General features: G+C 71.7%; 25 protein-coding genes and 1 pseudogene. 6 read left to right on the forward strand and 20 right to left on the reverse strand.

From position 1 onward, the window contains the following. Positions 1 to 8: 8 nt before the first annotated feature. A complete protein-coding gene (locus ACZ3II_RS08170) occupies positions 9 to 1,154 on the reverse strand; it encodes a glycosyltransferase family 4 protein (protein ID WP_465516902.1) in 1,146 nt (381 codons plus the stop codon). A 161-nt stretch (positions 1,155 to 1,315) separates the two neighbouring features. Here ACZ3II_RS08170 and ACZ3II_RS08175 point away from each other — a divergent pair, with 161 nt between their 5' ends. Next, a complete protein-coding gene (locus ACZ3II_RS08175) occupies positions 1,316 to 2,041 on the forward strand; it encodes a TIGR03089 family protein (RefSeq protein WP_465516903.1) in 726 nt (241 codons plus the stop codon). Here ACZ3II_RS08175 and ACZ3II_RS08180 read toward each other — a convergent pair. Both ACZ3II_RS08180 and ACZ3II_RS08185 read right to left on the reverse strand, forming a co-directional pair. Continuing rightward, positions 2,022 to 3,986 carry an acetoacetate--CoA ligase gene (locus tag ACZ3II_RS08180; protein ID WP_465516904.1) on the reverse strand — a complete coding sequence of 655 codons (1,965 nt, stop codon included), beginning with the start codon at positions 3,984 to 3,986 and terminating at the stop codon, positions 2,022 to 2,024. The two genes, ACZ3II_RS08175 and ACZ3II_RS08180, sit on opposite strands and share 20 nt — an antisense overlap. A 20-nt stretch (positions 3,987 to 4,006) precedes the next feature. Continuing rightward, the gene (locus ACZ3II_RS08185; protein WP_465516905.1) at positions 4,007 to 4,528 is read right to left on the reverse strand and encodes an acyl-CoA thioesterase; all 522 of its coding nucleotides are present in this window, start codon (positions 4,526 to 4,528) and stop codon (positions 4,007 to 4,009) included. Positions 4,529 to 4,573: 45 nt separating this feature from the next. Between ACZ3II_RS08185 and ACZ3II_RS08190 the strand changes: the two genes are divergently transcribed. After that, complete coding sequence (locus ACZ3II_RS08190; protein ID WP_465516906.1) at positions 4,574 to 5,485, forward strand: hypothetical protein; 912 nt, start codon at positions 4,574 to 4,576, stop codon at positions 5,483 to 5,485. A 24-nt stretch (positions 5,486 to 5,509) separates the two neighbouring features. On the opposite strand, the gene ACZ3II_RS08195 is transcribed toward ACZ3II_RS08190, so the two are convergent. Next, positions 5,510 to 5,800 (reverse strand): hypothetical protein, encoded by a 291-nt coding sequence (locus ACZ3II_RS08195; RefSeq protein WP_465516907.1) that lies wholly within the window; start codon positions 5,798 to 5,800, stop codon positions 5,510 to 5,512. Between the two features lie 68 nt (positions 5,801 to 5,868). On the opposite strand from ACZ3II_RS08195, the pseudogene ACZ3II_RS08200 reads away from it, so the two are divergent. After that, positions 5,869 to 5,964: pseudogene (locus ACZ3II_RS08200) on the forward strand (AsnC family protein); the annotation flags it as partial. Positions 5,965 to 5,973: 9 nt separating this feature from the next. Continuing rightward, positions 5,974 to 6,399: a hypothetical protein gene (locus tag ACZ3II_RS08205; protein WP_465516908.1), complete on the forward strand. Its 426-nt coding sequence runs from the start codon at positions 5,974 to 5,976 to the stop codon at positions 6,397 to 6,399. Here the strand turns inward: ACZ3II_RS08205 and ACZ3II_RS08210 are convergent. Continuing rightward, positions 6,380 to 6,634, reverse strand: a complete 255-nt coding sequence (locus tag ACZ3II_RS08210) for a hypothetical protein (RefSeq protein ID WP_465516909.1) — start codon at positions 6,632 to 6,634, stop codon at positions 6,380 to 6,382. The genes ACZ3II_RS08205 and ACZ3II_RS08210 overlap by 20 nt on opposite strands. A 73-nt stretch (positions 6,635 to 6,707) precedes the next feature. On the opposite strand from ACZ3II_RS08210, the gene ACZ3II_RS08215 reads away from it, so the two are divergent. Together ACZ3II_RS08215 and ACZ3II_RS08220 are read left to right on the forward strand one after the other, a co-directional pair. Next, on the forward strand, positions 6,708 to 7,118 hold the full coding sequence (locus tag ACZ3II_RS08215) for a ribosomal maturation YjgA family protein (RefSeq protein ID WP_465516910.1): 411 nt from the start codon (positions 6,708 to 6,710) through the stop codon (positions 7,116 to 7,118). A 32-nt stretch (positions 7,119 to 7,150) separates the two neighbouring features. Then, the gene (locus tag ACZ3II_RS08220) at positions 7,151 to 7,915 is read left to right on the forward strand and encodes an NPP1 family protein (RefSeq protein ID WP_465516911.1); all 765 of its coding nucleotides are present in this window, start codon (positions 7,151 to 7,153) and stop codon (positions 7,913 to 7,915) included. A 3-nt stretch (positions 7,916 to 7,918) separates the two neighbouring features. Here ACZ3II_RS08220 and ACZ3II_RS08225 read toward each other — a convergent pair whose 3' ends face one another. From ACZ3II_RS08225 to gntD, 15 genes are all read right to left on the reverse strand, one after another. Beyond that, entirely contained in the window at positions 7,919 to 8,812 is an 894-nt protein-coding gene (locus ACZ3II_RS08225; protein ID WP_465516912.1) for an ArsR/SmtB family transcription factor, read from the reverse strand. A gap of 272 nt (positions 8,813 to 9,084) precedes the next feature. Then, positions 9,085 to 9,837: a DUF4097 family beta strand repeat-containing protein gene (locus tag ACZ3II_RS08230; RefSeq protein WP_465516913.1), complete on the reverse strand. Its 753-nt coding sequence runs from the start codon at positions 9,835 to 9,837 to the stop codon at positions 9,085 to 9,087. A 91-nt stretch (positions 9,838 to 9,928) separates the two neighbouring features. Next, a complete protein-coding gene (locus tag ACZ3II_RS08235) occupies positions 9,929 to 10,591 on the reverse strand; it encodes a response regulator (RefSeq protein ID WP_465516914.1) in 663 nt (220 codons plus the stop codon). A gap of 87 nt (positions 10,592 to 10,678) precedes the next feature. Beyond that, entirely contained in the window at positions 10,679 to 10,885 is a 207-nt protein-coding gene (locus ACZ3II_RS08240; protein WP_465516915.1) for a hypothetical protein, read from the reverse strand. A gap of 60 nt (positions 10,886 to 10,945) precedes the next feature. Beyond that, the gene (locus ACZ3II_RS08245) at positions 10,946 to 12,577 is read right to left on the reverse strand and encodes an ABC transporter permease (protein ID WP_465516916.1); all 1,632 of its coding nucleotides are present in this window, start codon (positions 12,575 to 12,577) and stop codon (positions 10,946 to 10,948) included. Continuing rightward, complete coding sequence (locus ACZ3II_RS08250) at positions 12,577 to 13,476, reverse strand: ABC transporter ATP-binding protein (RefSeq protein WP_465516917.1); 900 nt, start codon at positions 13,474 to 13,476, stop codon at positions 12,577 to 12,579. The genes ACZ3II_RS08245 and ACZ3II_RS08250 overlap by 1 nt, the downstream gene beginning before the upstream one ends. A gap of 12 nt (positions 13,477 to 13,488) precedes the next feature. Then, positions 13,489 to 14,235, reverse strand: coding sequence for a DUF4097 family beta strand repeat-containing protein (locus ACZ3II_RS08255; RefSeq protein WP_465516918.1), 747 nt, complete (start codon positions 14,233 to 14,235; stop codon positions 13,489 to 13,491). A gap of 173 nt (positions 14,236 to 14,408) precedes the next feature. Then, positions 14,409 to 15,650 carry a sensor histidine kinase gene (locus ACZ3II_RS08260; RefSeq protein WP_465516919.1) on the reverse strand — a complete coding sequence of 414 codons (1,242 nt, stop codon included), beginning with the start codon at positions 15,648 to 15,650 and terminating at the stop codon, positions 14,409 to 14,411. Positions 15,651 to 15,795: 145 nt separating this feature from the next. Beyond that, entirely contained in the window at positions 15,796 to 17,097 is a 1,302-nt protein-coding gene (locus tag ACZ3II_RS08265; protein ID WP_465516920.1) for an acyltransferase family protein, read from the reverse strand. After that, positions 17,094 to 17,306: an MbtH family protein gene (locus tag ACZ3II_RS08270; protein ID WP_465516921.1), complete on the reverse strand. Its 213-nt coding sequence runs from the start codon at positions 17,304 to 17,306 to the stop codon at positions 17,094 to 17,096. Before ACZ3II_RS08270 ends, ACZ3II_RS08265 begins: the two co-directional genes overlap by 4 nt. A gap of 33 nt (positions 17,307 to 17,339) precedes the next feature. After that, on the reverse strand, positions 17,340 to 18,224 hold the full coding sequence (locus tag ACZ3II_RS08275; protein ID WP_465516922.1) for an ArsR/SmtB family transcription factor: 885 nt from the start codon (positions 18,222 to 18,224) through the stop codon (positions 17,340 to 17,342). A gap of 30 nt (positions 18,225 to 18,254) precedes the next feature. Beyond that, positions 18,255 to 19,061, reverse strand: coding sequence for an enduracididine biosynthesis enzyme MppR (mppR, locus tag ACZ3II_RS08280; protein ID WP_465516923.1), 807 nt, complete (start codon positions 19,059 to 19,061; stop codon positions 18,255 to 18,257). Continuing rightward, entirely contained in the window at positions 19,058 to 20,245 is a 1,188-nt protein-coding gene (locus ACZ3II_RS08285) for an aminotransferase class I/II-fold pyridoxal phosphate-dependent enzyme (RefSeq protein ID WP_465516924.1), read from the reverse strand. The genes mppR and ACZ3II_RS08285 overlap by 4 nt, the downstream gene beginning before the upstream one ends. Continuing rightward, positions 20,245 to 21,399 carry an enduracididine biosynthesis enzyme MppP gene (gene mppP / locus ACZ3II_RS08290; protein WP_465516925.1) on the reverse strand — a complete coding sequence of 385 codons (1,155 nt, stop codon included), beginning with the start codon at positions 21,397 to 21,399 and terminating at the stop codon, positions 20,245 to 20,247. The genes ACZ3II_RS08285 and mppP overlap by 1 nt, the downstream gene beginning before the upstream one ends. Before the next feature lie 40 nt (positions 21,400 to 21,439). After that, complete coding sequence (gntD, locus tag ACZ3II_RS08295) at positions 21,440 to 22,462, reverse strand: guanitoxin biosynthesis L-enduracididine beta-hydroxylase GntD (protein WP_465516926.1); 1,023 nt, start codon at positions 22,460 to 22,462, stop codon at positions 21,440 to 21,442. Positions 22,463 to 22,474 lie beyond the last annotated feature (12 nt).

Genomic DNA, 22,474 nt, shown 5'->3' on the forward strand with positions numbered 1-22,474 from the left:
GTTGACGATCAAGCCGCGACCCGATTCCACGTTGCTACATGTACCTCCGCGCTGGACGCCCAGGTGAACTCCTTCGCCCGGTCGAAGCCCGCCTTGGCGAGCGTCCGCCGGCGGTCCTCGGCGTGCAGCAGATCGGCGAGATCGACGGCGATCCGGTCCGGCGCCTCGGTGGTGTAGGCGACCGCGTCGCCCCCGACCTCGGGCAGCGACAGCCGGGGCGTGGTGAGCACCGGCGTGCCGCAGGCCATCGCCTCCAGGATCGGCAGGCCGAAACCCTCGCCGAAGGACGGGTAGCAGGCGACCAGGGCGCCGCCGAGGAAGCCGGGCAGATCCGCGTACCGCAGATAGCCGGGGCGCAGCAGCCGCAGGTGGGCCGGGACCTCGGCCACCGCGCGGTCGATGTCGTCGTCGTGCCCCTGGCCACCGGCGATCACCAGGGCCGGCGGGTGCGGCCAGTCGGCCACCGCGCGGGCCCAGCCGCGGATCAGGTTCGGCACGTTCTTGCGGGGCTCCTTGGCGCCGAGGAACGCGACGTAACCGGAGTCGCCGAGGCCGAGCCGGGCCCGGACCCGGGCCTTCTCGTCCTCGGTGGGCGCGTGGAAGGCCGCGTGGTCGACGCCGTGGTAGGCCACGTCGATCCGGGTGGGATCGGCGTCCAGCAGGCGGATCAGCTCGTCGCGGGTGGCCTTGCTGGGCACGATCACCCGGGCGGCGCGGCGCAGCGACGTCTTGATCGCGCTGCGGAAGAAGGTGCGCCGGGTGTTGTCGTAATGCTCCGGCTCGGTGAAGAAGGTGGCGTCGTGCACCGTCACGGTGACCGGGCAGCCGGCCCGCAGCGGGCATGTGTAGAACGGCGAGTGCAGCACGTCCGCGCCGACCTGCTGGGCGAGCAGCGGCAGGCCGGTCTGCTCCCAGGCAAGACGGGCCGGCCGGTGCACGATCGCCGCCGGGCCGGGGATCACCTCGGCACGGGGCAGGATGCGGCGGTAACGCTCCGCATCCGCGCGCTGGGACACGACTGCGAGATCGACACGCTCGGGGCTCAGTTGCCCCAGCGCGCCGAGAAGTCCGTCGACATATCTGCCGACCCCGCCACGGTCGGCGGGGACACTGGTTGCGTCGACGAGCACTCGCGGGGGGCGACCGGGGGTCACGAGGCATCTCCTTGGCGTCTCTGACGTACCGATGCGGCAATGGGACTACCGACCGTTCGAGGGTACGCCCGGAAGGCTTCACGGAGGTGTCCACGACACTGCCGATCGTTGCCGCCCTTACCACCCAACTACGGTGCGTGATACGCATACGCTGTGGAGCGATGAAGACGACGATTCCACAGGTTTTCGCGGACGCGGTCCGGCGTGACCCGGCCGCACCCCTGTTGACCTGGTATGACGACGCCACCGGCGACCGCACCGAGCTGTCCGGGATCACCCTGGACAACTGGGTCGCGAAGACCGCGAACCTGCTGGTGGACGGTGTCGGCCTGGGCCACGGCGACACGGTGGCGCTGCTGTTGCCGCCGCACTGGCAGACCGCGGCGCTGCTGCTCGGCGTGTCGGCCGCCGGGCTGGCCGCCGACCTGGGTGGCGACCCGCAGCCGGTGGAGGCGCTCTTCACCAGCCCGGACCGGCTGGCGGCCGCGAGCGGCTGGTCCACCCTCGACCGGTACGCGACCGGCCTGCTCCCGCTGGCCATGCCGTTGCGCACCCCGCCGGAGGGTTACGCCGACTACGTCCTGGAGGTCCGCAACCACGGCGACCACTTCCGCGGCGCGCCGGTCGACCCCGCCGACCGGGCCCTGGCCGGGCCGTACGAGCTGAGCCACCAGGACGCCCTGGCCGAGGCCGCCGACCGGGCCGCCCAGCTCGGCATCACGTCCGGCGCCCGGGTGCTGATCGACACCGCCGCCCACCCGGACGCCACCGACTGGCTGCTGGCGCCGCTGGTGGCCGGCGCCAGCATCGTCCTCTGCGCCAACCTGGACTCCTCGAAGGCCGAGTCCCGCGCCGCCACCGAGAAGGTCACGCTGACGCTGCTCTGATCCGTTCCCGCCGGAATTCGGCGAAGGCGGTCAGGGATTCGGGGTTGGCGAGGGCGCCCTTGGCGGCGGCGGAGTCGACGGGGGTGCCGGTGAGGATGCGTTTCACGGGCACCTCCAGCTTCTTGCCGGAGAGGGTGCGCGGCACCGCCCGTACCTGATAAGCGACGTCGGGGACGTGCCGGGGCGAGAGGGCGCCGCGCAACTCCTTCGCGATCCGCGCGCGCAGCGCGTCGTCGAGTTCCACCCCGTCGGCGAGGACCAGGAAGAGCAGCAGCTCACCGTTGGGGTCGCCGGGCTTGTCCAGGTGCACGACCAGCGAGTCGGCGACCTCGGGCAGGCCCTCGACCACCGAGTAGAACTCGGCGGTGCCGAGCCGGACGCCGCCCCGGTTGAGGGTGGCGTCCGAGCGGCCGGTGATCACGCAGCTGCCGTCCGGCTCGATGGTGATCCAGTCGCCGTGCCGCCAGACGCCGGGGAAGACGTCGAAGTAGGCCTCCCGGAACCGGCTGCCGTCGGCGTCGTTCCAGAACCCGACCGGCATGCTCGGCATCGGGGCGGTGATGACGAGTTCGCCGAGTTCCCCGGTGACCGGCCGGCCGGCGCCGTCGTACGCCTCGACCCGGGCGCCGAGGATCCGGCTGGTGATGATCCCGGCCCGGACCGGCAGCAGCGGCACGCCCCCGACGAAGCCGGTGCACACGTCGGTGCCGCCGGACAGCGACACCAGCTGGACGTCCGCGCCGACCGCCTGGTAGACCCAGGCCCAGCCCTCCGGGGGCAGCGGCGCGCCGGTCGAGCCGACGCCCTTGAGGTTCTTCCGCGGGGTCAGCCCGGCTTTGCGGCAGGCCAGCAGGAACGGCGCGGACGTGCCGAAATAGGTGATCCCGGCGGTGTCGGCCAGGTCCCACAGCGCGTTCAGCGAGGGCCAGCCCGGGTTGCCGTCGAACAGCACGATCGCCGCGCCCACGGCCGGCCCGCTGGCCAGGTAGTTCCACATCATCCAGCCGGTGGTGGTGAACCAGAAGAACCGGTCGCCGGCGCCGAGGTCGTGGTGCAGCGCCAGGATCTTGAGGTGTTCCAGCAGGATGCCGCCGTGCCCGTGGACGATCGGTTTGGGCAGGCCGGTGGTGCCGGAGCTGTAGAGCACGTAGAGCGGGTGGTCGAACGGCACCGGCGCGAACTCCAGCGGTTCGTCCGAGGAGCCGGCCAGGGTGTCCCAGTCACCGCCGCCGTGCAGGTAACCGATGGTGATCACGTGTTCGATCGAGGGGATCGCGTCGCGGATCGCGGCGATCTCGGCGCGCCGGTCGACGTCCCTGTCGCCGTACCGGTAGCCGTCGGTGGCGACCAGCACCTTCGGCTCGATCTGGCTCCAGCGGTCGATGACGCTGCGGGCGCCGAACTCCGGCGCGCACGACGAGAAGACCGCGCCGAGACTGGCGGTGGCCAGCATCAGCACGTAGGTCTCCGGGATGTTCGGCGCGTAGGCGGCCACCCGGTCACCGGCGGCGACACCGCGGGCTTTCAGCCCGGCACGGACCCGGCGGACGTCCTCCCGCAGCTCACGGGCGGTGCGGGTGACAGGTTCACGCGTTTGCGAGTACGCGAGAACGACCGGCTCGTCGTCGTCGAAGCCGGGCAGCCGCAACACGTTCTCGGCGTAGTTGAGCGTGGCCCCGGGGAACCAGCGTGCCCCCGGCATCGCCGTGCCCTCCAGCACGGCGGTGGCCGGCTCGTGCCCCACCACCTGGAAGTGGTCCCAGATCGACTGCCAGAACCCGGACAGGTCGGTGACGGACCACTCCCACAGCGCCGCGTAGTCGGCGAACGAGAGCCCGCGCTCGGACTCCAGCCACGCCAGATAGTGCCCGATCCGGGAGGTGTCCCGGATGTCCACCGGCGGCTCCCACAGCACTGTGCCGCTCGTCACCACTCCTGTCGTCATGCCCACACCTTAACGGTGGATCAGCCCGCTGCCTGGTGCTCCGAGCGGGCCTTCTGGATCGCCGCGCGACGGGCCAGGCGGTGGTCGCGGCGGATCATCGCCTCGGTGAACCGGCGCTTGTCCTCGTCGTCCTCGGGCAGCACCGGCGGCACCCGCCGCGGGTTGCCGGCCACGTCCACCGCGACGAACACCAGGTAGGCGGTGGCGACCGGGGTCGGCTCCGGGCCGACGGTGTCCCAGCGCTCGGCGGCCAGCCGCACGCCGATCTCCATCGAGCTGGCGCCGGTCCAGTTGACCTGCGCGTACGCGTGCACCAGGTCGCCCACCCGGACCGGCTCGAGGAAGACGATCTCGTCGATCGCCGCGGTCACGGCGGTGCCGCCGCTGTGCCGGGCCGCGGCCGCGCCGGCCACGTCGTCCACGAACTTCATCAGTACGCCGCCGTGCACGGTCCCGTAGAGGTTCACGTCCACCGCGGTCATGATGCGGCTCAAAGTGACCCGGGACAGGGCGGTCGGCCGGCCGGGGTGCTGTTCTTCCATGCCCGGTACGTTAGTTCTTGACCAAGGCCGGTACCGTGCCGGATCATGCGCCACCTCAGGTCGATCTTCTACGCACTCGTGCTCGGCCCCTCCATCTGGGTGCTCGCCGGGGTCGGTTTCACCAACGACCTGAGCAGCCGTGGCCGGGAGTTCTTCTCCGTCGAGTCGATCAGCGGACTGCTGCTGCTGATCTTCGCCGGCATCCTCTACGCGATTCTCACCTTCGCCCCGGTCTCCCCGGCCGGCCCGGTGCTGACCGGCGCCGCCTTCCTCGGCGTGACGATCTGGGCGTTCAACTCCCCCGAGGCGTACGCGTCACTGTGGGCTCCGGAGGTCGCCAAGGACGGCTTCGACCTGAGCCGCCCCGGGTACGGTCTGGCCGCCCTGCTGGCGATCCCGCTGCTCGGCACGGCGCTGAGCGCCCGCCGCTGGGCGCGGTACGAGCCGCCGGTCCTGCCGATCATCGGTGAGATCGGCCGGTTCCGTGGCGCCGCGAAGGTGGCCGGCACCCCGGTCGCCGCCGAGCAGACCACGGTGATCCGCCCGGCCACCACGCCCCCGCCGTCCGCCGACCGCACGGTGGCCCTGCCGAGCATCAACCGCCCGGCCACGGTGACCGCGCCGCCCGCCCAGCCGGCAACGGTTCCTCAGGTGCAGCCGATCTCCCCTGCCGCCGCCAAGCCCGTCGCCCCGGTCCAGCCGGTCAGCCCGGCACGGCCGGTCGCGCCCGCCCCGGTGGTGGCCGCCGCGGAGCCGACCGTCGCGCTCAACCTGGGCGGCGGGACCAACCCGCCGGCCGGTCAGCCCGTCACCAGGCCCGTCGAGCCGGTGGAACGGGACGCCGAGACCGTGCAGATGGATCGGCCGGCTGACGACCGTACCCCCGCAGGAAAACCGGACCCCGACGCGACCGCTCTGATCCCCGCCCAGCGCAAGCCACCGGGCATCGAGTCCTGACGGAGAGGCCGGCCTTTCCGTAGGTCAGGCCGCCTCGGTCCGGCGGGCGGCGAAGGCGGCCAGCGCCGCGCCGCCGCACAGCACGCCGCACATCAGCCAGACCGCGACGTACGCGCCCTCGGTCGGCGTGTCCCCGCCGGCCCGCACCAGCGCCGCCAGGATCGCCGCGACCACCGCGCCGGCGACCGCGCCGCCGAGCGTCTTGACGTTGTTGTAGAGCGCGGTGGTGATGCCGGTCCGGGACGGTTCGGCGGTCTCCGCGATCACCGTCGGCATGGCGCCGAGCGCGACCCCGGCGGCCAGCCCGACCGGCACCGGCCCGCGGCCTGCTCGCCGGGCGGCCGCAGCAGCAGTGGCCCGGCCGGTCGTTCACCGGCGAGGACCTGGCGCTCTTCCAGGCGCTCAGCCCCGACCCGCGGCAGAGCGCCGTTCGGATCGGGCAGGTCACCGGGCTGAGCCCGACGACGGTCCGGCGGCGGCTGGACCGGATGGACGCGGAACGGTCGATCACGTACCGCTGCGAGGTGGCGCGGTACGTCTCCGGCTATCCGATCTCGGTGTCGCTGTGGTGCACGCTGCCGCCCGCGGAGACCGGGCGGGCGGTCAGCAAGCTGACCGGGATGCGCGAGACCCGGTTCTGCGCCACCCTGTCCGGAACGGCGAACCTGCTGATGACGGTCTGGCTGCGGTCGGTGCACGAGCTCGCGGCGTTCGAGACCCGGCTCGGCGTGCAGGTGCCGGAGCTGACCATCATGGACCGGGCGGTGGCGCTGTGGGTGATGAAACTGGGCGGCCATCTGCTGGATCCGCTGGGCCGCAACCTGCGGGCCGTACCGCTGGGGTTCTGGTCCGACCCGGTGTCCGACGCCGCCGAGGGCGAGCTGCTGGCCCGCCTCAGACGGGTTGGTGGTTGACGGCTCTCCGCTCGATCCGGGCCCGGCGCCAGCGGACCACCGACCCGTACAGGAACATCGCCGCCAGCACGCCGGGGCCGCAGTGCACCGCCAGCACCCCGATCAGGCTCGGACCACCCCAGTCGCCGGCATAGGTGGACGGATCGGTCACGTCGATGAGGAACGGCTCGGCGACCGCACGGACGACGAAATAGGCCGCGACGATCACGCCGAGCACCTTGAGCAGCACCTTCATGTATCCGACGGTAGGGAGGCCGGACGGGAGCCGCATCGGGATGATCCCGGATACCGCCCCTAGGATCGCGGGCATGTCGATCAGTCATCCGCGGTTCCGGCTTGCCATGCTCGGGGTGGTGGCGGCGATCCTGGCCGTGGCCCTGGCGATCCGGGCGGTGGCGCCGATCGGCGGCCTGATCGAGCAGTCGTCGGGGACCGCCCTGTACGCCTCGATGATCTACGCGGGCGTCCTGGTGCTGTGGCCGCGGCTCGGCCCGTACGCCGCCGGGTCGATCGCGCTGGCCTGGTGCTGGGGCGCCGAGCTGTTCCAGCTGACCGGTGTTCCGGCCGCGTTGTCCGAGCACAACCTGCTGGCCCGGCTGGCGCTGGGCACGAGTTTCGACCCGGTCGACCTGCTCTGGTACCCGGCCGGGATCGTACCTCTGGTGGCGCTGCACCGACTGTTGCGGAAGCGCGCGGTTAAATCGAAGATCAGCTATTGACTGGGGTGTGACGGGGCGGCGAGGCTTCGCTCATGCCACGCAGAGCCCGCCGTGCCGCTGTCGTCGCCGGAGCCGCCCTCGCCATGGTCGTCGCCGCCGCCACCCCGGCACTCGCCGCACCACCCACGAAACTGCCCGGGAACGCCGAGGCGATCGAGACGAAATGGCAGCCGGCGTACGACTACGACACCGACGGCTGTTACCCCACCCCGGCGATCGGCCCGACCGGCGCCGTCAACGGCGGCCTCAACCCGACCGGAGCGCTCAACGGCAACTGCCACGACAACTCCGATCTGGACAACACCAACGGGTACGCCCGGTACAAGTGCGACAGCGGGTGGTGCGCCATCGCGTACGGCCTGTACTTCGAAAAGGACCAGGCGCTCGCCGGCACCTCGATCGGCGGCCACCGGCACGACTGGGAGCACGTCGTCGTCTGGGTGCAGAACGACGTCGCCCGGTACGTGTCCACATCGGCGCACGGCGACTTCAACGTGTACGCCGCGAGCAGCGTCCGGTGGACCGGCACCCACCCGAAGGTCGTCTACCACAAGGACGGGATCAGCACGCACGCGTTCCGGCTCGCCGGCGCCGGTGACGAGCCGCCGGAGAACGGCTACCACACCTGGCAGTACCCCACCCTGGTCGGCTGGAACGGCTTCCCGTCCACCGCCGTCCGGAACACCCTGAGCGGCTACAACTTCGGCAGCGCGAACTTCGGCCTGAAGGACGCGAGCTTCGCCGGGCTGCTCACGAAGGCGAAACCGGCCGGCATCACCTTCAACCCGAACGCCTGACCGTCACCCCGCCACGGTGGGGTGGCTGTCCAGCAGCGCCTTGCCGAGCGACGTCAGCAGGTGCAGGCCGGTGTTGCCGTTGCGGACCGTCATGACCAGCCCGGCATTGCGCAGGATCGTCGCGTGCTTGCTCGCCCCGGCCAGCGAGATGCCCAGCCGGTCCGACAGCTCCCCGGTGGTGCATCCGGTGGCCATCACCTCCAGCGCGGCCGCCCGGGTGTGCCCGACCAGCGCGCCCAGCGCCTGCTCCTGATCCGCCGACGGGGCCCGCAGCACCGAGGCGATCTCCGGAGCCACCGGTGCGGGCACCACCAGGGTCGGGCTCTGCGTGCCGTTCGGGTTCAGCAGCAGGCACTGCACGTTGCCGAGGAACAGCGACATCTGTACGGCCAGGCCGCGCCCACCCAGGTGGACGTCCCGGTCCTGGCCGTCCGGAACGGTCAGCACCGGCGGCTCCCACGACGCCCGCGGGTGCAGGGTCCGCAGCAGCGCGTCCACGCCGGCCTGGGCCACGTGCCGGCTGCGGGCGTCGCGCTCCCGTTGCAGGTGCCGGCGCAGCGGGCTCCAGTACGGCATCACCGCGAGCCGGCAGAAGTCGAAGACGAGCGACGACACGTGCCGCCGGGTGCTCTCGTCGCCGATGACGTTCCGGTCCGGCGGCACGTCCTGACCGGCGAGCCACAGCAGGTGCGGCACCGGGCGGTACCGGCGCAGCAGGTCGTTGATGGCCGACATGCGGTGCCCGGCGGCCGACTCGACGTTGCGCCGCCAGTCCTCGAACAGCCGGCTGCTGGGGCTGCTCAGCATCTGCAGGGCGAAGATGCTCTCCAGCACCGGAGAGTCGTTCTCCACCAGTCGGACCCGGGTCAGATCTTCCAGACCGAAATGAATTCGCATCGATGTGTCCCCTCGGCCGCGTTCGGACGGCACGCCTCAGCGCGTCGCGGAGCAATGTCTTGTCGCCGTGGTGAAGCCGCCGGCACCCGGATCGCGCCGCGGGCGGACACCTCCGCGGAACGACCGGGAACCAGGACGGAACAGCGGAACCGGAGAAGCGCGCCCCCGCGCAGCCGAAGCTCCCGCGTGATCGATTCTCAGGGCTTCGGCCGGTCCGCCCCAACCCCTGTTCCGGCGGCAGGGGCCACTACCCGGACGTGGCCGGGAGCCGGTCAGCCGCCGCTGCGGCGCACCACGACCCGGCCGTCGTTGCTGGTCGCCGAGATGGTCCGCCGGCTCCGGGGGTCGGATTTCAGCTCGCTGTCGCCGCCGGACGTGGTCACCCGGTAGGTGGCCTTGTCATCCGGCACGACGACGGTCACCGAGCCGCCGTACGACCGCGCCTTGACCGTGCCGGGCGCCTCGCCGAAGGCGAGCTTGACGTTGCCGTCGTTGGTCGCCGTCGCGCTGACATCGGGCCCGGTCGCCCCGCTCACCGCGATGTCGCCGCCGTCGCTGGTCAGGTTCATCGACCCGGCGCAGTCGCTCGCGTCGAGCGAGGCGTCGGCGCGCAGCCGGGCGGTCAGCCCGCGCCGCAGCCCGGAGACCTTGACCGCCGAGCCGGACCCCTCCAGCTCGAGGGCCGTCCCCTTCGGAATGGTCACCGTGTACCGCGCCGAGCAGTCCTTGATCACACCGCCGCAGGTCGTCTTGAGCCGCAGCGTCCCGTCGTCCAGCGAGTAGCCGGTGTCCTTGCCGCCGGCGATCTCGCCGCGCACGGTGCGCTCCACGTCGATGCCCGAGCCGCCCACCCTGATGTCCACGGCGACCTCGTCGACCACGACCTTGAGCTTGCTCGCCGAGAAGTCGAACGAGTGGGACTCGGTCTTCGCCGGCCCGCTGGCCGCCTTCTCCTCACAACCGGCCAGGGCCGGGACGACGGCTGCCACGGCCATCACGAACACCATCGACTTACGCGCTTTCACAGGCCCTCCCGAGGCGTCGAAGCTCGTGCCTCCAGCCTGTGCGAAGCCTCGCGGCGGGGCATCTGCCGTTCGGCAGATATCGCCCGGCGTCTCAGTCGACCGGGGCCTGGTTCGCGTAGCCGGACTCCCAGGCGTACACGGCGACACCGACCCGGTTGCGTACGTTCAGCTTGCGCTGGATGCTCGCGACGTGGGTCTTCACCGTGCCCGCGGAGATGAACAGCTCGGCGGCGATGTCCGCGTTCGTCTTGCCCTCCGCGACCCGGCCGGCGATCTCCACCTCACGGGCGGTCAGCGCCTCGGCCGGCTTCGGCAGGGCCACCGACGGCTGGGTGACGTGCTTGAGCAGGCGGACCGTGATCGACGGGCTGATCAGGCTGTCCCCGGCGACCGCCGCCCGGACCGCCTCGATGATCAGGGTGGGCCCGGACCGCTTGAGCAGGAAACCGGAGGCGCCGTACCGCAGGGCGGGATACACGTACTCGTCGAGGTCGAAAGTGGTCACCACGACCACCTTGATGCCGCTGGTGGCCGCCGCGCCGGCCAGCAGCCGGGTCACCTCCAGACCGTCCATCCTGGGCATCCGCACGTCGACCAGCAGGACGTCGGGACGCAGGGAACGGGCCTTCTCGAGGGCGTCCACCCCGTCGACCGCCTCGCCGATCACCTCGATGTCGGACTGGCTCGCCAGGATGCGCCGGATGCCCTGACGAACCATCGCTTGGTCGTCGGCGATCAGAACTCGGATGCCCATCCGGAACATGATGGCACGGCGGGCACATACCGGACGACCGCCGGGGCTCGCGGAAGCGAGCCGGCCGGCGGCCGTCGATCGAACTTCTCAGTCGGTGTTCGGTGCCCCGTCGTCCCGGGTCCCGGCCAGGAAGGCCGCGACCCGCCGCAGTATCTCGTTCGCCTCCCGGAGCTCCTCGACCTCACGCTCGAGCCGCGCCACGCGGGACGCCTCGGAGACGTCCTCGCCGGAGGACACCACTCGTGGTTCGAACCGGATCCGGTCCGTCTCCCGGTGTTCTTCCCTGCCCGGCACATCGACTCCCTCCCCGCGCCCGCCTCGTGCGGCGCGGCCATCCGGTGTGGACCCGCGTGGTCACGACCGCACGTTGCGGCGTGCTGTGCCGACCAGGAGCGTCAGGGCCACCAGGGCCACCGCGCCACCGCCGACCAGCAGCGGGCCCGGGCCGGCCGGTTCACCGTTCTCGCGGACGGCGCCCATCACGTCGAGGAAGGCGATGCCGTTGATCGTCGCGTACCACCAGAGCAGGTAGACCGCCTGGAAGAGACGATGGGTACGGCTGAGCACGCCCAGCGCCAGCGCCAGCGAGGGGATGAACAGCGCGCCCGCCGTCCACGCCGCCATGCCGGGGGTGTCACCGGCGATCACCATCCGGATCAGCGGCGCCAGTCCGGTGAGCACGGTCAGCACGACACCGGCTCCCCACTCGGCCACCAGGCGGCGGCGGGCCCACGGGTACGCCCCGAGGATGCCGTCCACCCCGTGCTCGAACTGCTGGGTGCCCAGCCGGGACCAGACCAGCACCGGCCAGATCCAGGCGACCGGCAGGACGAACAGGGTGACCGCGCCGATCGGCATGGCCAGGCCGGCGATCGTGATGGCCAGCGCGCCCAGCCACCACCAGCGCGAGACGCCCTGCACCAGGATCCGGAACTCACCGGCCAGCAGCCTGCCGTACGAGCCGCCCTGCTTCGGCACCGTCCGCGGCAGTCCGGCCGGGGCGATCACCTCGGGGCGGGCCAGCACGGCGATCGCACCGTCGCCGGCGCCGTGCGGCCCCGGAGCGGGCGAGCCGGCGCCCGGGACGATCCCGGCCGGGCCGTTCGGGGCCGGCGCCGTGCCGTGCCCGCGGGACGGGTCGAACCGGGTGAACCAGAACGTCGGCGCCAGCGCCACCAGCAGCCCGAACAGCACCATGGCCAGCCGGCCGGCGAGATAGCCGCCGGAGAGGTCCAGGCCGTCCCAGACGAACACGCTCAGCGGGTTGTCCAGGTAGACCAGGCCGAGGCTGAACCCGCCGCCGGAGAGGTCGATCCCTTGCGCGGCCATGCTGTCCGCCATCGACGCGGCGACCGCGTGCACCCCGATGCCGCCGAAGGGCGCGTCCGGCGACTGCCCGCCGATCGCGACGACCAGCCACACCACGAACCAGAGGATGTTGCCGAGCCCGGCGCGCAGCAGCGGGACGGTCTCGAACAGCAGGGCCATCCCGGCGGTGAAGGCCACCAGCGGCAGCGCGATCACCACGAACGGCGTCACCAGCGCGATCGGATCCACCGAGGTGTTCTCGCCCCGGGCCAGCTGCAGGATCAGGGCGGTCACCGCCAGCACCCCGACCATCGAGGAGAGCACCAGGCAGCTGCTGAGGAACTTGCCGGCCAGGTACCGGACCGTGCGCATCGGCGTCGCGGCGATCAGCTGCCCGACACCGGAGTCCCGGTCCCGGCTCACGCCGTTGCGGACCACGTAGAACCCGCCCAGGGTCAGCCAGAGCGCGCTGGCCAGGGCGATCAGGGTGCCGATGTAGGCGGAGTTGTACTCGCCGCGGTGGTTGCCGATGTACATCACGACCCAGCGGGCGTCGGCGTCCGGCGCCGCGAAGTAGCCCAGGGCGACCGCGGCCAGCAGGATCACCGCGTACGCCGGGCGCCGTACCCGATCACGGAAGTCGGCCATCGCCAGTGCGGTGACGTCCCGCCCGATCATCACCGCACCGCCCGCTCGACGCCGGCCCGCTGGCCGGCGGCGAAGTTGATGACGGCGAGGTAGGCGTCCTCCAGGTCGGGCGCGACGCGCACCGAGCCCGGGTCCGGCTGCACGGGGGAGAGAAGCCGGACCCGGACGCCTTCGGTGGTGCGCACCAACCGGCTGATGACGAACCGGTGCTGGAGGGCGGACACCTGATCCGACGGGACCACCATCTCCCAGACCTGCCCGTCGACCTGACGGAGCAGCGCCTCGGGGCTGTCCCGGCGGAGCAGCCGGCCCTGGGCGACGATGGCGATGTCGGACGCGACCGACTCCACGTCGGACACGATGTGGGTGGAGAGCATGACCACGCGGTCGGCGGCCAGATCGCTGAGCAGGTTGCGGAACCGCACCCGCTCCTCCGGGTCGAGGCCGGCGGTCGGCTCGTCCACGATGATCACCTGCGGGTCGGCGAGCAGCGCCTGCGCGATGCCGACCCGGCGGAGCATGCCGCCGGAGTACTTGCCCAGCGGCCGCTTCAGCGCCTCGGTGAGGTTCACCAGCTGGAGCAGCTCGTCGATGCGGGCCTTGGCCGACCGGGCGGACAGTCCCTTCGCCGCGGCCATGTAGCCGAGGAACTCCCGGGACGTGAGGTTGGGGTAGACGCCGAAGTCCTGGGGCAGGTAGCCCAGGGCCTGCCGGAGCACGTCCGGCTGAGCCACCACGTCGGTGCCGTTGAACAGCACCCGGCCCGAGGTGGGCTTGGTGACGGTGGCCGCAATCCGCATGAGCGAGGACTTGCCGGCGCCGTTCGGGCCGAGAAGCCCCAGCATGCCGGCCTTCATCCCGAGCGTCATGTTGTCGACGGCACGCTTGTTCCCGGTGTAGACCTTGGTGATGTCGATCAGTTCCAACATGGCGGCGATCTCCTAGCCGGCTCGGTGCACGCGGGCGCTGCCGTCCGCGGCGGCGACGGTGATGGAACGGTCACTACGGCTGTCCGAGGCGAGGCTGCCGGAGTCGGCGCCGGCGACCTTGTAGGTGCTGGCGTCGTCCGGAACCGTCACCTCGACCGACCCGCTGGCGGTGGCCTTGACGTTGCGGGGCGCCGCGGCGAAGGCGAGCTTGATGCTGCCGTCGCCGGTGGTCTTCGCCGTGACGTCGGCGGAGCGGGCGCCGGCGACCGTGATCGCGCCGCCCTTGCTGACCAGGTTCAGCTTGCCGGCCGGGCCGGTGACCTGCAGTGACCCGTCGTTCGTGACGGTGGCGTCGACGTCGCCGGCGACCGACGCGAGGGTGACCTGGCTGCCGGAGGCCGCCACCGTGATCCCGGTGCCCTTCGGCACGGCGACGGTGTACTTGCCCTCGCAGTTGACCGCCACGCCCGAGCAGTTCAGGCCGAGCTTCAGCGTGTCACCGGACATCGACCAGGTGGCGTTGCCCTCGCTGGCCGCCTTGCCGAACAGCTCGCGCCGTACCTCCAGGGCGTCACCGGCGCCTTCCTCGACGCGTACCGAAGCCTCGGCGGCGTCGATCCGGACCACCTTTCCGGTAAGCGGAAAGCTCTGCGATTCGGTCTTCGCCGGCCCGTCCTTACCACCACCGCATCCGGAAAGTCCCGCGACGGCGGCCAGCGCAGAAACGGCGACGATAATCTTCGTTCCCTTGGAAATCATGTTCGGTTCCTTTTCGTTCGGATGACCCGTTGACCATTTCAGTCTGACGGGATGTTCCGGTTCGGGCATCTGCCGATCGGCAGATATACGGGCGCTTTCTCGGGTCGGGTGGGGGGGCGGAAAAGGACGCGGCCGGGATGCCTGATGGCATCCCGGCCGAGGGGCCGGAGCGGTCAGGCGATCTCTGGTTGGCCGGGCTGCTGTCGCGGCAACGACGGCAGCGCCGGATCATGTACGGGGTGGGCGCCGGCCGGGACCGGGAAGACGCAGCGCACCTGCCAGCCGGTCTCGGTGCGGCCGGTGTCCAGGCGGCCGTCGAGCGTGCGGACCCGCTCGGCGATACCGACCAGACCGGTGCCGCCACCGGTGCGTCTGCTGATCAGGCCGCCGCCGGGGCGGCCGTTGTCCTCGACGCAGATCTCGATCCCGGACCCGGGCAGCAGGCCCACCCGGACGTGCACCTCGGTGGCCCGGGGCGCGTGCCGGCGCACGTTGGTCAGCGCTTCCAGCACCACCGCGTACGCCGTGGCCTGCCGTTCCGCGTCGAGCACGCCGGCCAGGTCCGCGGGCAGGTCCAGGTGGGCGGTCATCGCCGCCCCCTCGGAGAACCGGTCGATCAGGGCGCCCAGGTCGGCGAGCCGGTGCACCCGGACCGGCCCGCCGGAATCGCCGCCCTCCTCCCCCGGTTCGCGCAGCGCCCGCACCGTCTGATCCATCGACTCGAGCGCTCGCAGGCCGGCGACCTCGATCTGCGCGAACATCTCCTTGACGCGGTCCACGTCGACCGGTTCCAGTTGCGCGGCCTGCGCCTCGAGCACGATGCCGGTGACCTCGTGGGCGACGAAGTCGTGCAGGTCACCGGCGACCCGCAGGCGCTGCACCCGCTGTGCCTCGCTGACCGCCCGCCGCCGCTGCCGGTCCTGTGCCCGCAGGTACAGCCCGACGCCGACGGCGATCGCCACCGGGAACACCGCCAGCGCCACCATCAGGACCGAACCGCCGGCCACTGACCGGTCCATCCGCAGCGTGAACCGCAGCGGCAGCAGCAGCGCCGCCAGCGCGACCAGCGGGCCGGCCCAGACGACCCGGCGCGGGTCGGCCAGCCGGATGGTGAGACCGGTCAGGATCGTCAGGGCCAGCATCTCGAACGGCAGCCAGAACAGCGCCAGACCGTGCGGCCCCGGATAGACGACGTCGACGAGCAGCGACAGCCCCGCCGTCACGGCGGCCGCCGTGGTGAGCGAAACGCCGCGCTGCGGCCATCGAATGAACACCACCGCCGTCGCGATCGCCGCCGGAACGGCGACCATCAATCCGATCGGCGGGGCGAGGATCACCGGAGCCAGCACCAGGAACGCCAGGATCGCCGCCCAAGAGTGCCTATCCCGCCAAACTGCGAGCGATTCGCTTCCCATGCGGCCAGAGTATGCGGGGGAATCATTGGTTGTCGTCGCTAGCATTTCAACTCCCCGCATAAATCTGCCGTTGTGCTGATATCCGACCTCCTCTCCGGGGGACCGGCAGGAGACCTCCTCCGCGCGGGTCTCCTGCCGGGCCGCCCTACCCCGTGGTCACCCGTCCGGCAGGCTCTGCTTGTGGCTCGCCGACCGGACCGGGTGACACCGGCCGGACGGCGGCGGGTCGTGCCCGCGAGAACCGTCGCATGGCCGGCTTCTCCACGAAGTTGTGCAGCACCCAGGCGCCGGCCATCGAGACCACGAACGCCCCGGCGATGAAACCGATCGCGGTCAGCGTCGGCCACATCCGCGGCTCCGGGCCGTCCCCGAGGTCCTCGGTGCCGAACGCGAGGTGCCCGTAGATCAGCACCACCCCGTGCAGCAGGTAGAACGCGAACGTGAGATCGCCGAACCAGACCAGCGGGCGGGCCTGCAGCAGGCTGGTGCGGCCGGAGTACTCGGACGCCGCGACCGCGCCCAGCAGCAGGATCATCGGGATGATCGCGACGGCGGTGAGCTGGTAGAGGTACGGGGCGAAGACGTCGGCCACGTACACCGCGATCAGCAGCGCCGCGGCGGCCATCGGGCGCAACCCGATCCAGCGCTTGGTCAGCACGATCCGGGCGATCAGCATGCCGAGGGCGAACTCGCAGAACCGCATGATCGGCAGGTGGTAGACGAACCACACCTGCGGGATCGAGGCGTGGCCCAGCGCGTCCGGCGGCATGCTCTCCGGGTTGTTCAGCGCCGTCAGGAACTGCATCATCGAGGCGTCGCCCAGCGGGTGCGCGGGGTCCTCCGGCAGGAACAGGTCGGCGACGACCGGGATCGTGAGCACCACCGTGACCAGCGCGCCCACCGCGTACCAGAGCCGCTCCGGCCGGATCCGCTTGACCACCCGGATGAGCACCGGGAACAACAGGTAGCAGAACACCTCGACGGAGAGCGACCAACTGAGGCTGTTGATCGTGTCGTAGTACTCGGGGTTCGGGAACCAGGACTGCACCAGCGACAGCTGGGCCACCGCCGGCCACAGCCCGACGGCGTGCCCGGCCCAGACCATCAGGACCAGGGCGAGCAGGTACGCGGCCAGGTGGTTGGGGTAGACCCGCCAGAACCGGCGGCGCCAGAACTTGCGGGCGGTGTCGTCCTCCTTGTGCGACCAGGTCAGGACGAACCCGCTGAGCAGGAAGAAGTAGGAGACGCCGGAGAGCGCGACGGGCATCACCCCGAACAGCAGGACGCCGCCGATCATCTGGTTGAGGAAGAGGATCTCCAGTGCCGCGTGCGCTCCGAAGACCGCTATCGCGGCGAAGAACCGCAGGCTGGTCAGGGACAGCAGGGCCGGGTTCGACGCGACCGGGGCCGGCGTCCCGGTGGCCGGCTTCACGACGGTGGCGGTCATCTCCGGTCCGCCGCGATCAACTCGGCGGGGCGCATGTCGGTCCAGTTCTCGGTGACGTAGGCCAGCGCCTCGTCCCGCCCGGACTCCGGGTTCGCGACCGACCATCCACTCGGGACCGGGGCGAAGCCCGGCCACAGCGAATGCCTGCCCTCGTCATTGACCAGCACCAGGAATCGGCCGTCCGGGTCGTCGAAAGGGTTCGTGGACATGATGTCTCCAGATCAGTTGAGGTGACGGCCGGCTCAGCCGGCCTGGGCCATCGGTGCCGTCGCGGAGATCGGGCCGGTCTCCCCGCTCAGTCGCCGGCCTTCCAGCAGCGCAACGCCCAGCGAGGTGAGCCGGTGCAGCCCGGCACTGCCACTGCGCCGGGTGGTGACCAGACCGGCCCGCCGCAGGACGGAGGCGTGTCTACTCGCCCCGGCCAGCGTGATGCCGAGGCGTTCGGCCAGCTCACCGGTGGTCAACGTGTCGGTGAGCAGCTGCAGGGCGACGGCACGGGTGTGTCCCATCAGGTCACCGAGCTCGGGGCCGTGGCCGTCGTCCGGCGCGCCGAGCTCCCCGCGGACCGCGGGATTGAGCGGGATGATCAGGGTCGGCGCCTCGCCGGGCTCCTCGACCAGGTGGTAGCTCTTGTCCAGGAAGTAGGCGAAACTGAGCGCGAGCCCCCGGTCGCCGAGGTCCAGCTCCCGGTCCGGCCCGCCCCGGAACCGCAGCACCGGGACCTGCCACTGCAGGCGCGGGTGCAACGATTCGAGCATCCGGCCGATGCCCTTGGTGACGACCGTCCGGCTGCCGGAGTCCCGCGCCTCGGCGATCCGGCCGCTGATCTCCGGCCAGTGCGGCGTCACCGCCACCGACGCGAAGGCCTCCAGCAGGGCGTGGTCGCCGCCCGGGTCACCGGGCGCCAGCGTCAGCAGTTCCGGCAGGCTCCGGCGGCCGGCCAGGTCGGCGACGGGGCCTGCCAGGTCGCCCAGCCGGCTGCGGATCCGCCGCCGCCAGCGGTGGTGGGTCAGGTCGGTGTCGTCCGCGTACAGATGAAGGGCGAAGGCCTTCTCGGCAGCCGGGCCCGGCCCGGCGCGCAGCCGGAAGAGCGCGAGGTTCCGGAAGTCCAGTCGAACCGTCAACATCGATTCCCCCGTGTCGTCTGGTCGGACCGGTCAGTGACCGGTCAACCGCCGCCCGGCGCGCAGCGTCTCGGCGTACTCGAACACCCAGCCGGCGCCCACCTCGACCGGCGCGAGGCTCGCGAAATCGGGGTCCAGGGCGTCCTCCAGCCGCAGTTCGGCGGGACCGGTCCAGACGTCCGAGAACGTGACGCCGGAGACCTCGGAGGCCACCAGCTCGGCGGCGGGTTCCCCGGCCGACGACCAGTTCGGGAAGGTCAGCGTGTGCGCCAGCGGAACGGTGTGCAGCACCGGCGGCTCCACCGCGCGGGACTCCAGGGTCACCCCGGCGGTCGCGACCCGGCGGTCGAAGACCGAGGCCGTGCCGGCGAACCGGCCGCCCGCCGCACGGCGCGGCGCCGCCCGGCCGACCGACATCGCCCGGGTCATGCTGATCGATCCGAACTGCTTGGGCATGCCCTGCACCCAGCCGCGGACCATCGGCACCGGCTGGTCGACCCAGGCGTACGGGCAGCGGGCCATCGGGCGGCCCTCGAACTCGCAGGAGAGCAGGATGAGGAACTCGGTGAACTGGGACCGGGCCGGCTCGCGCAGCTCGGCCTCGTCGTCGGAGCACCACTGCCAGAAGGCGAAGATCGCGGCCGCCGCGCCCGGGTCCGGGCCCGGGTCCAGGCCGGGCGGCAGGAAACGGCGCGCCGCCTCCGGGTCGACCCGGTAGTCGACCATCACTACTTCACCGGAGAAGTGCCACGGCGGCGGGGTCAGCATCGAGGACGTGCCGTTCGGCGACAGCGGCAGGCTGTAACCGGACAGCGTGTCCGGGGCGTGGGTGGTGGTCACATCGACTCCCAGGCGGAGACCAGAGCCTGCCCTGCGGCGTGCAGGACAGCGGGCGGATTGAAGCTGTACGACACCCGGATGGCGGGCGTCTCGGAGGGACCGAACCGGGAGCCGGCCGCGACGCGTACTCCGGCGCGTTCCGCGCTGCGCAGCAGTTCTCCTTCGGCGGGACCGCCGGGGAACCGCAGCCAGAGGAAGAACCCGCCGGCCGGGACGGTGAACCCGCCCGTCCCGGCGAGCGCCTGCGCCAGCGCGTCCCGGCGGGCACGCAGCCCACCGGTCAGGGCGCTGAGACGCTGGTCGTACGATCCGTCGGCGAACAACTCACCGACCGCCAGTGACGTGAGGTGGTTCAGTGAACCGCCACTGACGAACACACCGTGCCCGGCCAGCCGCGCCACCCGATCGGGGTCGGCGAGCAGCCAGCCGAGGCGTAGGCCCGGGCCGAGGGTTTTGGCGAATGAGCCCAGCCGAACCACGCCGCGGTAAGCGGCGAGCGCGGCCATCGACGGTGGTGGTGGGCCGTCCAAGCCCACCTCGGCGTACGCGTCGTCCTCGACGATCTCGACGCCGTACTCGGCACAGACGTCCAGCAGCCGGAGTCGCCGGTCCACCGGGGTCGTCCGCCCGAGGGGATTGTGATGTGTCGGGTTGAGGTACACGAAGGCCGGTCGCGACCCGGTGCGGCGGACGCACCTGATCGCCTCCGCGAGCGCCTCGGGCAGCATGCCCTCGGCGTCGCCCGGCACCCGGCCCAGCCGCAGCCCGCAGTCGGTGAACAGCCGCTGCGCCAGGTCGTAGCAGACCGGGTCGCAGAGCACCACGTCACCCGGCCGGGCCGACGACGTGGCGAGCAGGTAGAGGGCCATCGACGTGCCGGAGGTGAGGAGCACGTGCTCCTTGCCGCACGGGGCGCCGCCGTCGAGGGCCGCCCGGTCGGCGAGCACCTGCCGCAGCGGATCCGCGCCGGGGTTGTGGCCGTAGCTCAGCGCCGCCGGACCGTACCGGGCCAGCGCTGACCGCTGGCCCCGCTCGATCAGGCCGACCGGGAGCAGCGCGGGTTCGAGGTAACCGGGCCCGAGGTCGAGGACCCCGGGGCCGGCCACGTCCTGGACGACGCCCGGCGTCCAGCCGGCCGGGCGCGTCACCGGCTCGGCCGGCAGGGACACACGGGCGCTCGTCATCAGAGTCCGATCAGGACCGAGCGGAGCTCACGGACCGCCTGGGTGAGCGGGCCCGCCGACCGGGACAGCGCCAGGCGCAGCATGTGGTCGCCCTCGGACGGCGCGGCCCAGTGGAACGAGTTGCACGGCAGGGCGTACACCTGGCGTGCGCTCAACTCCTGCCACACTCCCCTGGCCTGCAGGCCACCGACGTGGACCCGTTCGACACTGCTCCGGCTGTCCGGGTCCGGGAAGGACACCCCCGGGATGTCGGCCAGCATGCTGCGCACGATGAGCCGGTTCGCCGCGATGAAGTCGTGCAGTTCGGCGAGGCCGCCCTCCGCCGCGTCCTCGGAGAACTCCCGGACCAGGGCCAGGATCAGCGGTGAGACGCCGAGCAGCACGTCCGAGTAGATCTTGTAGACCGGCAGGTCGATGTTCTCGCTGTAGACCAGCAGGCCGACCTTGAGGTCGAGCGTCGGCCACAGCTTGCCGGTGTCCTCGATGACGACCCAGCGGCAGCCGCTCGCCTCCAGGATCGCGTAGTGGTCGTAGTGGGCCCGCGGGTCGAAGCCGCGGAACGAGGTGTCCAGGGCGAGCACGACGCCGTACTCGGCGCACTGCTCAGCGAGCCGGCGCAGCCGGTCGGCGGCGAGCACCTTGCCGGTCGGGTTGTTCGGCGTGGTCACGAAGACGCAGCCGACCCGGTTCAGCAGCTCGGCCGGCAGGTCGCCGCCGTGCAGCTGCTCCTCGCTCACCGGGACGAGGTCGAGGCGGTTGCCGCGCAGCAGGTCGGCGATGTTGTCGAAGGTCGGGTGGACCAGGGCCACCGTGTCCACCTGCTCGGACAGCGAACGGGACAGGATCTCCATCGCCACCGACGAGGAGTAGCAGCTCAGCACCCGGCCGTGGGCCGTCGGATAGGAGTGCTGACCGAGCAGATGGAAGTAGGCGCGGTGGGCCTCCCTCTCGATCTCCTCGACCGGCCGCTGCTCACCCTCGGCGAACAACGCCGGCAGCTGACCGACGACCTTGTCCTGGCCGGGGGTGAGCGCCTGACGGGCGTGCCCGTCCGCGACATTGAGCTGACTGTTGAGGGCGAGGTATTCCCATTGGGTGAGGTTCTGGGCGTCGATTCCGGCGTTCGGCGCGACGTCGAGATTTGCACTGAGCACGTTCACTCCACGTTTGGTCGGGACGGCGAAACAGCGTCGGTCAATAAATGACGCGCGATTCCGGGTGCACCCGGGATTCACGCGACTTGCGGAGGTCGCGGGCGACGTTGAGCCGGCGCAGCCACCGATCGGTGCCGTCGAAGCGGGCCCGGAACGGCTTGCGGCCGTGCACGACCCGGAAGTTGTCGATGAAGCAGATGTCGCCGGGGCGCAGGACCACGCCGGTCATCACCGCGTCGATCGCGGCGCAGACGGCGTCGAGCGCCTCCTGTTCCTCCGGGCCCTGAACCCCCTGCATGTAGTGGGGGTCGAGCCGGACGTACGGGTCGTCCGAGTCACCGAAGAGAACCGCCACCGGCTCGGGCGAGGCGAGCGCCCGCTCCACCCGCTCCAGCCCCTGGCGGCGCAGCCGAGCGGTCCGGCCGTCCGCGTCGCCGTCGGCCGGGGCGATCCGGTGCGCGTCGTCGGGCAGCACCCGGAACCGCGGTTCGCCGAGCACCCGGCGCAGCTCGTCGCTGAGCTCCACGTCGGCGATGTCGGCGTAGGTGGTCTCCACCTCGTCCGGGTTGCGCAGGCACATCAGCCCGAGGTAGTCGGTGCGCAGCGGGTGGAACGCGTCCTCGGTGTGCCAGGTCAGCGTCTGCTCGCTGCCCCAGCCGATCTGGTCGTTCTGGTACTTCTGAACCGGGAAGATGTCGTGCATGATGTGGCCGTCCTGCTGCGTCGCCCAGGCGATCGGGTCGCCGAGCAGGTCGGCGAAGAGGTAGAACGCCAGGTCGTGCAGCAGCGTGGGCGAAGCGGCGGGCTTGTGCCGCGGGTCGGCCGGCGTGGGGCCGACGGCGACGTCGTCCACCTGCCACCCGGTGATCACCAGCGTGCCGGACGGCTCGGTGAGCCGGAACCGGTTGAGCTCGGCCCGGACCCGCCGCGGCAGCTCCTGGGCGAAGATCCGGCTCTCGCGCTGGAAGTCCGGGGACTCCACACTGTCGTGCCGGTCCGCGATCTCCGTGATGATCGCCTCGATGGCGGCGACATCCCCGTCCGTCAATTCAATGGTCTGCACTCGGCACCTCCG

The organism is Actinoplanes sp. NPDC019969 (assembly GCF_055562375.1).

What these genes read in the sequence shown, in the direction of transcription:
- ACZ3II_RS08175 (WP_465516903.1), top strand. Translation starts at nt 1,316, where the DNA reads ATGAAGACGACGATTCCACAGGTTTTCGCGGACGCGGTCCGGCGTGAC.
- ACZ3II_RS08180 (WP_465516904.1), bottom strand. Translation starts at nt 3,986, where the DNA reads ATGACGACAGGAGTGGTGACGAGCGGCACAGTGCTGTGGGAGCCGCCG.
- ACZ3II_RS08185 (WP_465516905.1), bottom strand. Translation starts at nt 4,528, where the DNA reads ATGGAAGAACAGCACCCCGGCCGGCCGACCGCCCTGTCCCGGGTCACT.
- ACZ3II_RS08190 (WP_465516906.1), top strand. Translation starts at nt 4,574, where the DNA reads ATGCGCCACCTCAGGTCGATCTTCTACGCACTCGTGCTCGGCCCCTCC.
- ACZ3II_RS08205 (WP_465516908.1), top strand. Translation starts at nt 5,974, where the DNA reads ATGGACGCGGAACGGTCGATCACGTACCGCTGCGAGGTGGCGCGGTAC.
- ACZ3II_RS08210 (WP_465516909.1), bottom strand. Translation starts at nt 6,634, where the DNA reads ATGAAGGTGCTGCTCAAGGTGCTCGGCGTGATCGTCGCGGCCTATTTC.
- ACZ3II_RS08215 (WP_465516910.1), top strand. Translation starts at nt 6,708, where the DNA reads ATGTCGATCAGTCATCCGCGGTTCCGGCTTGCCATGCTCGGGGTGGTG.
- ACZ3II_RS08220 (WP_465516911.1), top strand. Translation starts at nt 7,151, where the DNA reads ATGCCACGCAGAGCCCGCCGTGCCGCTGTCGTCGCCGGAGCCGCCCTC.
- ACZ3II_RS08225 (WP_465516912.1), bottom strand. Translation starts at nt 8,812, where the DNA reads ATGCGAATTCATTTCGGTCTGGAAGATCTGACCCGGGTCCGACTGGTG.
- ACZ3II_RS08235 (WP_465516914.1), bottom strand. Translation starts at nt 10,591, where the DNA reads ATGGGCATCCGAGTTCTGATCGCCGACGACCAAGCGATGGTTCGTCAG.
- ACZ3II_RS08245 (WP_465516916.1), bottom strand. Translation starts at nt 12,577, where the DNA reads ATGATCGGGCGGGACGTCACCGCACTGGCGATGGCCGACTTCCGTGAT.
- ACZ3II_RS08250 (WP_465516917.1), bottom strand. Translation starts at nt 13,476, where the DNA reads ATGTTGGAACTGATCGACATCACCAAGGTCTACACCGGGAACAAGCGT.
- ACZ3II_RS08255 (WP_465516918.1), bottom strand. Translation starts at nt 14,235, where the DNA reads ATGATTTCCAAGGGAACGAAGATTATCGTCGCCGTTTCTGCGCTGGCC.
- ACZ3II_RS08260 (WP_465516919.1), bottom strand. Translation starts at nt 15,650, where the DNA reads ATGGGAAGCGAATCGCTCGCAGTTTGGCGGGATAGGCACTCTTGGGCG.
- ACZ3II_RS08265 (WP_465516920.1), bottom strand. Translation starts at nt 17,097, where the DNA reads ATGACCGCCACCGTCGTGAAGCCGGCCACCGGGACGCCGGCCCCGGTC.
- ACZ3II_RS08270 (WP_465516921.1), bottom strand. Translation starts at nt 17,306, where the DNA reads ATGTCCACGAACCCTTTCGACGACCCGGACGGCCGATTCCTGGTGCTG.
- ACZ3II_RS08275 (WP_465516922.1), bottom strand. Translation starts at nt 18,224, where the DNA reads ATGTTGACGGTTCGACTGGACTTCCGGAACCTCGCGCTCTTCCGGCTG.
- ACZ3II_RS08285 (WP_465516924.1), bottom strand. Translation starts at nt 20,245, where the DNA reads ATGACGAGCGCCCGTGTGTCCCTGCCGGCCGAGCCGGTGACGCGCCCG.